9 protein-coding genes and 1 pseudogene are annotated in these 12,576 nt (G+C 72.3%); 5 read left to right on the plus strand and 5 right to left on the minus strand.

Translation table 11 applies throughout. The features are described 5' to 3' along the window. The first annotated feature begins 17 nt into the window (after positions 1-17). Positions 18-2,468, plus strand: a complete 2,451-nt coding sequence (locus tag ABVB68_RS02595; protein WP_353599193.1) for a SpoIIE family protein phosphatase — start codon at positions 18-20, stop codon at positions 2,466-2,468. Here ABVB68_RS02595 and ABVB68_RS02600 read toward each other — a convergent pair. The 3 genes and pseudogenes from ABVB68_RS02600 to ABVB68_RS02610 form a co-directional block, all read right to left on the minus strand. After that, positions 2,426-3,475, minus strand: a pseudogene (locus ABVB68_RS02600) (AI-2E family transporter); the annotation flags it as partial. The gene ABVB68_RS02595 and the pseudogene ABVB68_RS02600 overlap by 43 nt on opposite strands. A 127-nt stretch (positions 3,476-3,602) precedes the next feature. Then, positions 3,603-4,580, minus strand: coding sequence for a pirin family protein (locus ABVB68_RS02605; RefSeq protein WP_353599194.1), 978 nt, complete (start codon positions 4,578-4,580; stop codon positions 3,603-3,605). A gap of 167 nt (positions 4,581-4,747) precedes the next feature. After that, entirely contained in the window at positions 4,748-5,233 is a 486-nt protein-coding gene (locus ABVB68_RS02610; protein ID WP_353599195.1) for an SseB family protein, read from the minus strand. 253 nt (positions 5,234-5,486) lie between these two features. Between ABVB68_RS02610 and ABVB68_RS02615 the strand changes: the two genes are divergently transcribed. The 3 genes from ABVB68_RS02615 to ABVB68_RS02625 all read left to right on the plus strand — a co-directional run bounded on the left by ABVB68_RS02615 (position 5,487) and on the right by ABVB68_RS02625 (position 9,092). Then, on the plus strand, positions 5,487-7,313 hold the full coding sequence (locus ABVB68_RS02615; RefSeq protein ID WP_353599196.1) for an acyl-CoA dehydrogenase: 1,827 nt from the start codon (positions 5,487-5,489) through the stop codon (positions 7,311-7,313). Between the two features lie 165 nt (positions 7,314-7,478). Beyond that, positions 7,479-8,777: a M18 family aminopeptidase gene (locus tag ABVB68_RS02620; RefSeq protein WP_353599197.1), complete on the plus strand. Its 1,299-nt coding sequence runs from the start codon at positions 7,479-7,481 to the stop codon at positions 8,775-8,777. 66 nt (positions 8,778-8,843) lie between these two features. Further along, entirely contained in the window at positions 8,844-9,092 is a 249-nt protein-coding gene (locus ABVB68_RS02625) for a DUF6458 family protein (RefSeq protein ID WP_353599198.1), read from the plus strand. 12 nt (positions 9,093-9,104) lie between these two features. On the opposite strand, the gene ABVB68_RS02630 is transcribed toward ABVB68_RS02625, so the two are convergent. Both ABVB68_RS02630 and ABVB68_RS02635 read right to left on the minus strand, forming a co-directional pair. After that, on the minus strand, positions 9,105-10,925 hold the full coding sequence (locus ABVB68_RS02630) for a thioredoxin-like domain-containing protein (RefSeq protein ID WP_353599199.1): 1,821 nt from the start codon (positions 10,923-10,925) through the stop codon (positions 9,105-9,107). 98 nt (positions 10,926-11,023) lie between these two features. Continuing rightward, the gene (locus ABVB68_RS02635) at positions 11,024-11,410 is read right to left on the minus strand and encodes a cupin domain-containing protein (RefSeq protein WP_353599200.1); all 387 of its coding nucleotides are present in this window, start codon (positions 11,408-11,410) and stop codon (positions 11,024-11,026) included. 51 nt (positions 11,411-11,461) lie between these two features. On the opposite strand from ABVB68_RS02635, the gene ABVB68_RS02640 reads away from it, so the two are divergent. After that, positions 11,462-12,478: a helix-turn-helix domain-containing protein gene (locus ABVB68_RS02640; protein ID WP_353599201.1), complete on the plus strand. Its 1,017-nt coding sequence runs from the start codon at positions 11,462-11,464 to the stop codon at positions 12,476-12,478. Positions 12,479-12,576: the final 98 nt, after the last annotated feature.

A 12,576-nucleotide genomic window follows, 5' to 3' on the forward strand; every position in this document is an offset into this window, starting at 1 on the left:
CTTCTTAAAGTGGGGCAATGCGCACAGGTGAGCCCCTGCCATCCGTCGGTGACGTCCTCGGCGCCCTCGCGACCGGGCTGTGGCACTGGGACACCGCCACCGGGCTGGTCACCGTGGACGCGGAGGCGGCGCGGCTGCTCGGACTGCCCGCGGAGCGGACCACCCTCACGGAGACCCAGACCCGCGCCCGTCTCCACCCGGAGGACTGGAACGAGATCACCGGGGTCGTGCCGCTGGCGATCGACGAGGGCACGCTCGCCGAGGTGCGGATCCGGATCATGGACGAGCAGGGCAGGGTGATCCGGGTCGTCCGCAGCCGGTCGAAGCCCTCCTTCGACCCGGACCGCAGGGCCTACGAGCTGATCGGCACCCTCCAGGAGGTCACCGAGCCGGCCCCGGGCACCGCGGCCGCGCGCAACGCGGTCACCGGGGACTGGCGCCGCTCCCGCGAGGCGTTCCTGCTGGATGCCGGCCGGGCCCTGGCGGAGGCCCGGTCCACGGCCGAGGTGCTGCGGGTGGCGGGCGGCCTGTCGATGCCCGGCTTCTCCCCCGACGGCCTGGTGGTGTTCGGGGTGGAGGGCGACTGGCTGACGATCATCGGTCACCACGGGCACCAGCCCGGCGACATCCGGCCCTTCTCCGACATGCCGCTGGCCGCCGACTATCCGGCGGCCGAGGTGATACGCACCGGACGCGCGGTGTACCTGTCCTCGCCGGAGCAGTACGAGAGCCGCTACCCGGCGACCTGGCCGCTCGTCCGGCCCTTCAGCCGGCACTCCTGGGCCTTCCTGCCGCTGACCGCGGCCGGGCGGACGATGGGTGCCTGGATGGCGGCCTTCACCTACCCCGTGGCGTTCACCCCGGACGAGCGGGCGGTCCTGACGACGGTGGCCCGGATGCTCGCCCAGGCTCTGTCCCGGGCCGGCGCCGAGGAGACCGAACGGGAGCTGACCGAGGGCCTGCAGCGGTCCATGCTGCCGTCGCTGGGCCCGGAGATCCCGGGGATGCAGGTGGCCGCCCGCTACATCCCGACCGGCGGCGGCCTGCAGGTGGGCGGCGACTGGTACGACATGATCCCGCTGCCCAGCGGCCGCTTCGCGCTGGTCATCGGCGACGTCCAGGGCCACGACGTCCGCGCGGCCGGCCTCATGGGGCAGCTGCGCATCGCGCTGCGCGCCTACGCCTCCGAGGGACACCGGCCGGACGCCGTCCTCTCCCGCGCCTCCCGGTTCCTGCACGGCATCACGCACGCGGACGACCAGCTCTCCGACCTCCGGTTCGCGACCTGCGTGTACGTGGAGGCCGACCCGGCGACCGGGATGCTGGAAGTCGCCCGCGCCGGGCACCCGAACCCGGCGATCCGGATGGCCGACGGCACGGTGATGAAGCGGCCGACGGCGGGCGGGCTGCCGCTGGGCATCGACCCGGACGCGGACTATCCGACGACCCGGTTCGCCCTCGAACCCGGCGAGACGATGATGCTCTGCACCGACGGCCTGATCGAGACCGGCGGGCACGACATGGCGACCGGCTGGCAACGGCTGCGTGCGGTCCTGGAGGAACACCAGGGGGACGTGGAGACGCTGGCCGACGCCCTGGTGCAGGCGGTGCACGGACCCTCCTCGCACCACACCACCGGCCCCCTGGCCGACCGCCGCGAGGACGACATCGCGCTGCTGCTGGTGTGCCGGCCGGGTGAGGGCTGCGGCTGCGGCGCCACCGCGTCCGCGCCGCCCAGCGTGCGGCGGACGCTGCTGTCGGTGGCGCAGGACGAGCCGGAGCGGATCGCCGAGGCCCGCCAGCACCTGCGCGAGCTGCTGCACGACTGGCTCTGCGCCGACCAGATCGACTCCGCGGTGCTCCTGGTCTCGGAGGTGGTCACCAACGTCCTCGTCCACACCGACGCGGACGCGCTGCTGCTCGCCGAGGTGGGCGACGGCCCCGACGGGCGCCGGCTGCGGGTGGAGGTCACCGACGCGGGCGACGACCTCCCCCACAAGCGCCGGCCCGGCGAACTGGCCTCCTCCGGCCGCGGCCTGATGCTGATGGAACTCCTGGCGGACACCTGGGGCGTGGAGCCCCGGGGCCGCGGCAAGAGCATCTGGTTCGAACTCTACGAGCCCGACGGATCGCAGGAAGCGCCCGACGGGCCGGGAGGAGTGTCCGGTGGCCGGCCGGGAGGAGCGTCGGCGCCGGACGGCGGGCCGAACGGCGGCCCCGTGACACCGGGGCGGGTGCCCGACGGGCCCGGCGGACCGGATGGCGGGCCGGGTGGCGGCCCGGACGGCGGGTCCGCGGGGCCGGGGCGGGTGTCCGACGCCGGCCGGCTGGACGGCGTGCCAGGTGGTGGGCCGGACGGCGGGTCCGTGACACCGGGGCGGGTGCCCGACGGGCCCGGCGGACTGGACGGCGTGCCGGGGGGCGGGCCGGACGGCGGGTCCGCGGGGCCGGATCCCCGGTCCGGGTAGCGGCCCCTCAACTCCTGTGCGACGGCGAAGGCGGCCGCGGTCAGCGGCACCGAGAGCAGCATGCCCAGGATGCCCGCGACGGAGGCGCCGGCGGTGATGGCAAGCAGCACCACGGCCGGGTGCATCTGCACGGTCCGGCTCTGGATCACCGGCTGCAGCACATGCCCCTCCAGCACCTGCACCGCCAGCACCACGCCGAGCGCCCACAGCGCGATGACGAAGCCCCGGTCGGCGAGGGCGACCAGCACCGACACCGCGCCGGAGAGGAAGGCGCCGAGGTAGGGGATGTAGGCGCCGACGAAGACGAGCGCGCCGAGCCCGATCGCGCCGGGGACCCGGAGGATCAGCAGGCCCAGCGTGATGCAGACGGCGTCGATGAGGGCGATGATCGTGGTCCCGCGCATGAACCCCTCGACCGCCTGGAAGGCCCGTCGGGCGATGGCCTCCAGGGTGCCGCCGGGAGCCACGGAGCGCAGCGCCTCGACGGCCCGGTGGGAGTCGCGCAGGAAGAAGAAGACCAGCAGCAGCGCCAGCACGGCCATGGCGATGCTCTCGCCGACGACGCTCACACCGCTGATGACGTTGGACGCGGCCGTGGCGCCGAACTTGCCGAGCAGTTGCCGGGCGTTGGCGGCGAGGTCGTCGAGACTGGTGCCGGCGGACCCGAAGTGCCGGGTGACGGCCTTGGCGGCCTCCCGGAGCGAGGCGATGATCTGGCCGCCCGTGTCGACGAGCGCGGCGACGAGGATGTACACGGCCCCGCCGACGACGGCCGCGACGGCGACGCAGGTGAGCCCGGCCGCCACCGACGCCTGCACCCCGGCCCGCACCAGCCGCCGGTACAACGGCCCGAGCAGCGCGGTGCCCAGCAGCGCGAGCAGCACCGGGACGACGGCCGTGCGCAACTCGCCGCACAGCCGCACCCCGACCCACCCCACGCCGGCGACGAGCAGCAGCACGGCACACCAGGCGGCGAGCCGGCGGACGGGGTCGGGCAGCAGCGACACGCTCCCAGCCGATCACGACCACCGGCGGCTGTCCTGCCCTGCGCGGCCGAGCAGGTGAGCCGCCCGACCGCCGGTACGGCCCCGAGTCCCCGCGGGCCGGGTCGGGCCTGCGGGTCCGCGGGGAGGGTCAGGCCTGCGGGCCGGTCGCCGTCATCCCGTGCACGGCCGGGATCCTGCCCAGGCGGCCCTTCTGGAAGTCCTCGAAGGCCTGCATCAGTTCTTCCTTGCTGTTCATGACGAACGGGCCGTAGTGGGCCATCGGCTCACGGATGGGCTGTCCGCCGAGGAGGACGACCTCCAGGTCCGGGGTGTGCGAGTCCTGCTTCTCGTCCGCGCGGACGGTCAGCGAGGAACCGGCGCCGAAGACCGCGGTCTGGCCCAGACGGATCGGACGGCGCTCGGCACCGACCGAGCCCTTGCCCGCCAGCACGTACGCCAGCCCGTTGAAGTCCTCCCGCCACGGCAGCGTCACCTCCGCACCCGGTGCCACCGTCGCGTGGATCATCGTGATCGGCGTGTGGGTGATGCCGGGGCCGGCGTGGCCGTCCAGCTCACCGGCGATCACGCGCAGCAGCGCGCCGCCGTCGGGTGTGGTCAGCAGCTGGACGTTGCCACCGCGGATGTCCTGGTAGCGCGGCGCCATCATCTTGTCCTTGGCGGGGAGGTTCACCCACAGCTGCAGGCCGTGGAAGAGACCGCCGGACACCACGAGGGACTCCGGCGGGGCCTCGATGTGCAGCAGGCCCGAACCGGCGGTCATCCACTGGGTGTCGCCGTTGGTGATGGTGCCGCCGCCGCCCTGGCTGTCCTGGTGGTCGACGACGCCGTCGATGATGTAGGTGACGGTCTCGAAGCCGCGGTGCGGGTGCCAGGGGGTGCCCTTGGGCTCGCCCGGCGCGTACTCCACCTCGCCCATCTGGTCCATCATGATGAACGGGTCGAGGTGGCGGTAGTTCACCCCCGCGAACGCCCTACGCACCGGGAAGCCCTCGCCCTCGAAGCCGCTCGGGGCGGTCGTGACGGTGAGGACGGGGCGTGCCACGGCGTCGGCGGGCGCGGTCACACGGGGCAGCGTCAACGGGTTCTCGACGGTCACTGCAGGCATGGTCGGTACCTCCTTGGTACGCCCACATTAGTTGAGCGTTGAACTTCTTGCCAGCCCCAACAGAGGAAACCCGGAGGGAATTCCCTCCGGGTCCACCGGTCGGTTTCGAGAGAACAGGGGGCGCCGGGTCCACGGCGTCCGTGCCGGGACCCGCCCACAACGGTCGTTCAGCCCCCGTACATCCGCCGCATCGCGAATTCCACCATCTGCTCGACCGCCTTCGCGTCGAACACCATCCGGTGCTCGCCCTCCATGTCCACCACGAAGCCGTAGCCGGTGGGCAGCAGGTCGATCACCTCGGCGCCGGTGATGACGAAGTACTTGGACTCCTTGCCCGCGTACCGGCGCAGCTCCTTGAGCGAGGTGAACATCGGGATCACCGGCTGCTGGGTGTTGTGCAGGGCGAGGAAGCCAGGGGTGTCGCCGCGCGGGCAGTACACCTTCGACGTGGCGAAGATCTGCTGGAAGTCCTCGGCGGACATCTGGCCCGTCGTGAAGGCGCGCACGGCGTCCGCGAGCGAGGGCGGCGACGGCTCCGGGTACAGCGGCGGCTGCTGGCCGTACCCGCCGGCGCCGCCGGGCATCTGCTGCTGCGGCGGGGCGTACTGCTGCTGGGCGGCGCCACCGTCCATGGGCTGGCCGTATCCGTACATGGGCGCAAGCGTACCGAGGGGCCGGACCGCGGGAAGCGGATGGCAGGGATACAGGGCGGTCGCCCGGCTCCGGCCGGCGTCCCGGAGGTGCGCGGCCCTGCTCACCGGCAGGCCGGACTAGACCCTTCTCACACTTGGACGGGCAGGGGTTGCTTCTTATTACCGACGGGTAGCATCATCGTAGCTACTTGTTGGTACGTGAACTAGGTGCGAGGAGCCAGTGCCTCGCCGATCTCTCTACGGAGCCGTCGCCATGGGGCACTACAAGCCGAATCTCCGCGACATCGAGTTCAACCTCTTCGAAGTACTGGGGCGCGACAAGGTGTACGGCACCGGCCCCTTCGAGGAGATGGACGTCGAGACCGCCAAGAGCGTCCTGGAGGAGCTGACCCGCCTCTCCGAGAACGAGCTGGCCGAGTCCTTCGCCGACGCCGACCGCAACCCGCCCGTCTTCGACCCGGAGACCAACACCGCGCCGGTCCCCGCGTCCTTCAAGAAGAGCTACCAGGCCTTCATGGACTCGGAGTACTGGCGGCTCGGCCTGCCCGAGGAGATCGGCGGCACCACCTCGCCCCGCTCCCTGATCTGGGCCTACGCCGAGCTGATCCTGGGCGCCAACCCGGCCGTGTGGATGTACTCCTCGGGCCCGGCGTTCGCCGGCATCCTCTTCGAGGAGGGCAACGAGGTCCAGAAGCACATCGCCTCGGTCGCCGTGGAGAAGCAGTGGGGCTCCACCATGGTCCTCACCGAGCCGGACGCCGGCTCGGACGTGGGCGCCGGCCGCACCAAGGCGGTCCAGCAGGCGGACGGCTCCTGGCACATCGAGGGCGTGAAGCGCTTCATCACCTCCGGTGAGCACGACATGTCGGAGAACATCCTCCACTACGTGCTCGCGCGTCCCGAGGGCGCCGGACCGGGCACCAAGGGCCTGTCCCTCTTCCTCGTGCCGAAGTACCTCTTCGACTTCGAGACCGGCGAGCTGGGCGAGCGCAACGGCGTCTACGCCACGAACGTCGAGCACAAGATGGGCCTGAAGGCCTCCAACACGTGCGAGATGACCTTCGGCGACCGCCACCCCGCCAAGGGCTGGCTGATCGGCGACAAGCACGAGGGCATCCGCCAGATGTTCCGCATCATCGAGTTCGCCCGCATGATGGTCGGCACGAAGGCGATCTCCACGCTCTCCACCGGCTACCTGAACGCGCTGGAGTACGCCAAGGAGCGCGTCCAAGGTCCCGACCTGGCGAACTTCATGGACAAGACCGCGCCGAAGGTCACCGTCACCCACCACCCCGACGTGCGCCGCTCGCTCATGACGCAGAAGGCGTACGCGGAGGGCATGCGTGCGCTGGTGATGTACACCGCCTCCGTCCAGGACGCGATCCAGGTCAAGGAGGCGAACGGCGAGGACGCCTCCGCCGAGCACGCCCTGAACGACCTGCTCCTGCCGGTCGTCAAGGGCTACGGCTCGGAGAAGGCCTACGAGCAGCTCGCCCAGTCGCTGCAGACCTTCGGCGGCTCCGGCTTCCTGCAGGAGTACCCGATCGAGCAGTACATCCGGGACGCCAAGATCGACACCCTGTACGAGGGCACCACGGCGATCCAGGGCCAGGACTTCTTCTTCCGGAAGATCGTCCGCAACCAGGGTGCCGCGCTGAACTCGCTCGCCGAGGACATCAAGAAGTTCCTGGCCCTCGGCACCGGCGGCGAGGAGCTGTCCGGCGCCCGCGAGCAGCTGGCCAAGGCCGCCGTGGAGCTGGAGGCGATCGTCGGCCTGATGCTGACCGACCTCGCGGCCACCGAGCACGACACCAAGAACATCTACAAGGTGGGCCTGAACACCACCCGCCTGCTGCTGGCCTCCGGTGACGTGATCGTCGGCTACCTGCTGCTCAAGGGCGCCGCGGTCGCCGCCGAGAAGCTGCCCACGGCCTCGGCGAAGGACAAGGCGTTCTACACCGGCAAGATCGCCGCGGCGAAGTTCTTCGCGGCGAACGTCCTGCCGGGCGTCACGCTCGCCCGCAAGGTCGCCGCGACCGTCGAGCTGGACCTGATGGAGCTGGACGAGGCCGCGTTCTAGAACGGGCCGGGGCCCCGCCCCGCACCCGGCCTCGCCCGGCCGGGGCCGCGTTCCGGCACCGGGCGAGGCCGCGTTCCAGACGTTCCGGACGTCCCCGCCGATTCCCTGCACGGGCCCGCTCCCTTTCCCGGGAGTGGGCCCGTGCACGTCGTTAAGGTGAACACCATGAGCGCAGCAACCCGCTTCGACCGCGGCCACACCGACGACCTGATGACCTTCCTCGCGGCGAGCCCGTCGCCGTACCACGCCGTGGCGAACACCGCCGAGCGGCTGGAGAAGGCCGGCTTCAGGCAGGTCGCCGAGACGGACGTCTGGGACGGGACGAGCGGCGGCAAGTACGTGCTGCGCGGCGGCGCGATCGTGGCGTGGTACGTCCCGGAGGGCGCCGCACCGCACACGCCGTTCCACATCATCGGCGCGCACACCGACTCCCCGAGCCTGCGGGTCAAGCCGCGCCCGGACACCGGTGCGCACGGCTGGCGCCAGGTCGCCGTGGAGATCTACGGCGGCCCCCTGATGAACTCCTGGCTGGACCGGGACCTGGGGCTGGCCGGCCGGCTCACCCTGCGCGACGGCTCCACCGTGCTCGTGAACGTGGACCGGCCGCTGCTGCGCGTGCCCCAGCTCGCCATCCACCTGGACCGCTCGGTCGCCACCGAGGGCCTCAAGCTCGACAAGCAGCGGCATCTGCAGCCGGTGTGGGGCCTCGGCGACGACACCCGGGAGGGCGACCTCATCGCCTTCCTGGAGGAGGAGGCGGGACTCACCGCGGGCTCGGTGGCCGGCTGGGACCTGACGCTGCACCCGGTGGAGCCGCCGGCGTACCTGGGCCGGGACCGCGAGCTGGTCGCCGGTCCGCGCATGGACAACCTGCTGTCGGTGCACGCGGGCGCGGCCGCCCTCACCGCGGCCGCGGCCTCCGGCGCCGCCCTCACCCGCATCCCCGTACTCGCCGCCTTCGACCACGAGGAGAACGGCTCGCAGTCGGACACCGGCGCGGACGGCCCGCTGCTGGGCACGGTCATGGAGCGCTCGGTGTTCGCGCGCGGCGGGTCGTACGAGGACCGGGCGCGCGCCTTCGCCGGCACGGTCTGCCTGTCCTCCGACACGGGCCACGCCGTCCACCCCAACTACGCCGAGCGGCACGACCCGACGCACCACCCCCGGGTCAACGGCGGCCCGATCCTCAAGGTCAACGTCAACAACCGCTACGCCACGGACGGTTCGGGCCGGGCGGTGTTCGCCGCCGCCTGCGAGAGGGCGGACGTGCCCTTCCAGACCTTCGTCTCCAACAACTCCATGCCGTGCGGCACCACCATCGGCCCGATCACCGCGGCCCGGCACGGCATCCTCACCGTGGACATCGGCGTCGCGATCCTGTCGATGCACAGCGTCCGTGAACTCTGCGGGGCGGACGACCCGTTCCTGCTGGCGAATGCCCTGACGGCTTTCCTGCAGGGCTAGTTCGCACCCCGCGGGGTACCCGCACGGCACCGGAGATTCCGGAACCGGAAGGGGAGGCGAAGCCTCATGGGGCTCGGCGGATGCATCATCCTCATAGCCGTGGGGGCCATCCTCACGTTCGCGACCGACTGGCACATGCACGGCGTCAACGTCACGGTGGTCGGCCTGATCCTGATGGCCGCCGGCCTGATCGGTGTCGCCACGTTCAGCGGAATCGCCCGCCGCCGCAGGGTGGTGGTCCCCCCGACGACACCGGTCGTCGAGGGCGAACGCCACCACCACGGCGAGGGCTACACGGACGGCTACGGCGTCTGACGTGACGCTGGACTACTGCTCGTCCATCCCGGCCAGGACGAGCGGCAGCCGGTTCGGCGCGCCCTCGGCGAGGCGGACCGGGACGCCCCAGTCCTGCTGGTGGACGTGGCAGGCGGGGTACTCGTTCGACTCGTCGTCGTCGCACGAGGCCGCCATCGCCGAGACGTGCAGGACGCCCTCGGTGACGGCCGGGTCCAGCACCAGCTCGCGCGTCAGGTCGGTGCCCGCTCCCTCGCCCTGGAGCAGCAGCTCGGGCGGGGTCGAGGAGACCAGCAGACGGGTCGAGGGGCCGTAGCGCGCGTCGAGCTTCTGGCCCGCCGGGGCCTGGAAGATCACGTCCAGGCGGAGGGTGCCCGGCGCGACCTCGGTCGCGGCACGCCGGGTGCGGTGCGCGACCGATTCCACGCGCACCGCCTCCTCGGGCAGGCGGAGCCGGGTCAGACGGTGCCGGGCCGACTCGACCACCACGATGTCCGCTCCGGCCAGGACGGCGTCGCTGGGCTCACGCAGGTCGGTGGCGAGCGTGGTGACCTCGCCGGTGGCGGGGTCGTAGCGGCGCAGGGCGTGGTTGTAGGTGTCGGCGACGGCGACCGAGCCGTCCGGCAGGGCGGTGACGCCCAGCGGGTGCTGCAGGAGCGCCTGGTCCGCCGTGCCGTCCCGGTGGCCGAAGTCGAACAGTCCCGTGCCGACGGCGGTGTGCACCCGGCCGTCCGGATCCACCCAACGCAGCGCCGAGGTCTCGGAGTCGGCGAGCCACAGCCGGTCGGCGGTGGCGGCGAGACCGGAGGGCTGGGCGAACCAGGCCTCCTCGCCGGGCCCGTCGACCAGGCCCTCGTTGGTGGTGCCGGCCGCCACGGCGACGGTGTCGGTGCCGGGGTCGTACGTCCACAGCTGGTGGACGCCCGCCATGGCGATCCACACCCGGCCGGCGAAGACCGCGACGTCCCAGGGTGAGGACAGGTCGATCTCACGGGCCGGACCGGACGTCGGCGAACCCTGCCACCACTGCCTGCCGGTGCCGGCCAGGGTGGTCACGGCACCCGTGGCGAGGTCGACACGGCGCAGGGCGTGGTTGACGGTGTCGGCGACGGCGACCGAGCCGTGGTCGAGAAGCGCGAGACCCTGCGGCTCGTTGAAGGAGGCGTCGGCCGGGCCGCCGTCGGCCAACCCGCGCGTGCCCGAGCCGATGTGGCGCACGACGGTCTCGGCGTCCTCGGCCAGCTCCACCAGCCGGTGCCGGGTGGAGTCGCTGACCAGGAAGTTCCCCGACGGCAGGAGCAGCGCCTTGCCCGGGAAGCGCAGGGTCGTCGGCTCCGGCTCCGGCGGCACGTACGGCCCCTCGCCGCGGCGCAGGGTGCCCTTGGCCGCGTGCTCGGCCTCCAGCTCCGTCACCAGGCGCTCGATCGCGTGCACATGGCCTTCGCCCGCGTGCTGGGCGACCACGTACCCCTCGGGGTCGATCACGACGAGCGTCGGCCAGGCGCGCACCGCGTACTGCTTCCAGGTGGCCAGCTCCGGGTCGTCGAGCACGGGGTGCTCCACGCCGTAGCGCTCGACCGCGTCCACGACGGCCCGGTGCTCGGCCTCGTGCACGAACTTCGGGGAGTGCACGCCGATGACCACCACCGTGTCCCGGTGCTTCTCCTCCAACTCGCGCAGCTCGTCCAGGACGTGCAGGCAGTTGATGCAGCAGAACGTCCAGAAATCCAGGACGACGATGCGTCCGCGCAGGTCGGCGAGGGTGTACTGGGTGTCGCCCGTGTTCAGCCAGCCGCCCTTGCCGATCAGCTCGGGCGCGCGGACACGGACGCGACGGGGTGCGGAGTCGGTCATGGCTCCAAGAGTGCCACCCGGCTCCGACAACCGTTGCGGCGCCTGTGGACAAGTGCCGGGCCTGTGGACAAGTGCCGGGCCTGTGGACAAGTGCCGGGTCAGGACAGGGCGTGGCCCGTGGTCACGTCCACGTGGCCGGGCACCTCCTCGTGCCGGTCGCCGACGCTGAGGGTCCCGCTGGGCTCGAAGAGCAGGATCTCGGTGGGCACGGGCGCGTACGGCCTGTGCTCGGTACCGCGCGGGACGGTGAACACCGCGCCCCTGGGGAGGACGACCGTGCGCTCGCCTGCCGGTTCGCGCAGGCCGATGTGCAGTTCTCCGTCGAGGACCAGGAAGAACTCGTCGGTGTGGTCGTGGGCGTGCCAGAGGTGCTCGCCCTGCACCTTGGCGACGCGGACGTCGTAGTCGTTGACGGTCGTGACGATGCGGGCACTCCACCGCTCGGTGAAGGAAGCCAGGGCCGCGTCCAGAAAGATCGGTTCCATGGCCTCATCCTGCGGCTGCCGCCACCGGGGGACGAGTGCTAGAAATCGCATATGGCGCAACGATCCTCTCAGCCTCGTCCGCACCGGGTCGCCGTGATCGTCGACGCGGGCACCAACCCGTTCGAGGTCGGCGTCGCCACCGAGCTGTTCGGGCTGCCCCGCCCGGAACTGGGCCTCACCGGCCCCCTGTACGACATCACGCTCTGCTCGCCCGAGCCCGAGGTGCGGATGAACCACGGCTTCTTCACCATGGCCGGTCTGCCCGGCCTGGAGGCGGTGGACCGGGCCGACACCCTGATCGTGCCCGGACGCCCGGACAACGTCGTACCGCGCGGGCCCGACGTCCTGGCCGCGATCCGGCGCACGCACGCGCGTGGCGCCCGCGTCATCAGCTTCTGCACCGGCAGCTTCGCGCTCGCCGAGGCCGGGCTGCTGGACGGCCGCCGGGCCACCACCCACTGGATGTGGGTGGACACCTTCCGCACGCTGCACCCGAAGGTGCTGCTGGAGCCGGACGTGCTGTTCGTCGACGAGGGCGACCTCCTCACCGCCTCCGGCAGCGCGGCCGCGCTCGATCTCGGGCTGCACATCTGGCGGCGCGACCACGGCGCCGAACTCGCCAACGCCGTCTCCCGTCGCCTCGTCTTCGCCGCCCACCGCGACGGCGGACAGCGCCAGTTCGTGGAACGCCCGGTGCCGGACGTGCCCGACGAGTCGCTCGGCCCGCTGCTGGCCTGGGCGCAGGAGCGGCTGGGCGAGCCGCTGACGGTCGCGGACCTGGCCGCCCGCGCGGCGCTCTCCCCCGCCACCCTGCACCGCCGCTTCCGCATCCAGCTGGGCACGACTCCCCTTGCCTGGCTCACCGGTGAGCGGGTGGCGCTGGCGTGCCGGCTGATCGAGCGGGGCGAGGAACGGCTGGACGTCGTGGCCGCCCGCAGCGGCCTGGGTACGGCGGCCAACCTCCGCACCCGCCTGCGCCGCGAGACCGGGCTGAACCCCTCGGACTACCGCCGCCGCTTCGGGCCGGCCGGTGGTGGCGTCCTGCCACAAGGGGCCACGCGACGCTGAGCCGGCGCCCTCCCACCGTCGTGCCGCCAGGGGCCACGTGACGGTGAGCCGGAGCCGTCCCGCCTGCCGACCCGTCCGCCACCCCTTGCTGCGCCGCT

The organism is Streptomyces sp. NPDC096012, from assembly GCF_040426375.1.
Lineage (GTDB): Bacteria > Actinomycetota > Actinomycetes > Streptomycetales > Streptomycetaceae > Streptomyces.

What these genes read in the sequence shown, in the direction of transcription:
- ABVB68_RS02595 (WP_353599193.1), top strand. Translation starts at nt 18, where the DNA reads ATGCGCACAGGTGAGCCCCTGCCATCCGTCGGTGACGTCCTCGGCGCC.
- ABVB68_RS02605 (WP_353599194.1), bottom strand. Translation starts at nt 4,580, where the DNA reads ATGCCTGCAGTGACCGTCGAGAACCCGTTGACGCTGCCCCGTGTGACC.
- ABVB68_RS02610 (WP_353599195.1), bottom strand. Translation starts at nt 5,233, where the DNA reads ATGTACGGATACGGCCAGCCCATGGACGGTGGCGCCGCCCAGCAGCAG.
- ABVB68_RS02615 (WP_353599196.1), top strand. Translation starts at nt 5,487, where the DNA reads ATGGGGCACTACAAGCCGAATCTCCGCGACATCGAGTTCAACCTCTTC.
- ABVB68_RS02620 (WP_353599197.1), top strand. Translation starts at nt 7,479, where the DNA reads ATGAGCGCAGCAACCCGCTTCGACCGCGGCCACACCGACGACCTGATG.
- ABVB68_RS02625 (WP_353599198.1), top strand. Translation starts at nt 8,844, where the DNA reads ATGGGGCTCGGCGGATGCATCATCCTCATAGCCGTGGGGGCCATCCTC.
- ABVB68_RS02630 (WP_353599199.1), bottom strand. Translation starts at nt 10,925, where the DNA reads ATGACCGACTCCGCACCCCGTCGCGTCCGTGTCCGCGCGCCCGAGCTG.
- ABVB68_RS02635 (WP_353599200.1), bottom strand. Translation starts at nt 11,410, where the DNA reads ATGGAACCGATCTTTCTGGACGCGGCCCTGGCTTCCTTCACCGAGCGG.
- ABVB68_RS02640 (WP_353599201.1), top strand. Translation starts at nt 11,462, where the DNA reads ATGGCGCAACGATCCTCTCAGCCTCGTCCGCACCGGGTCGCCGTGATC.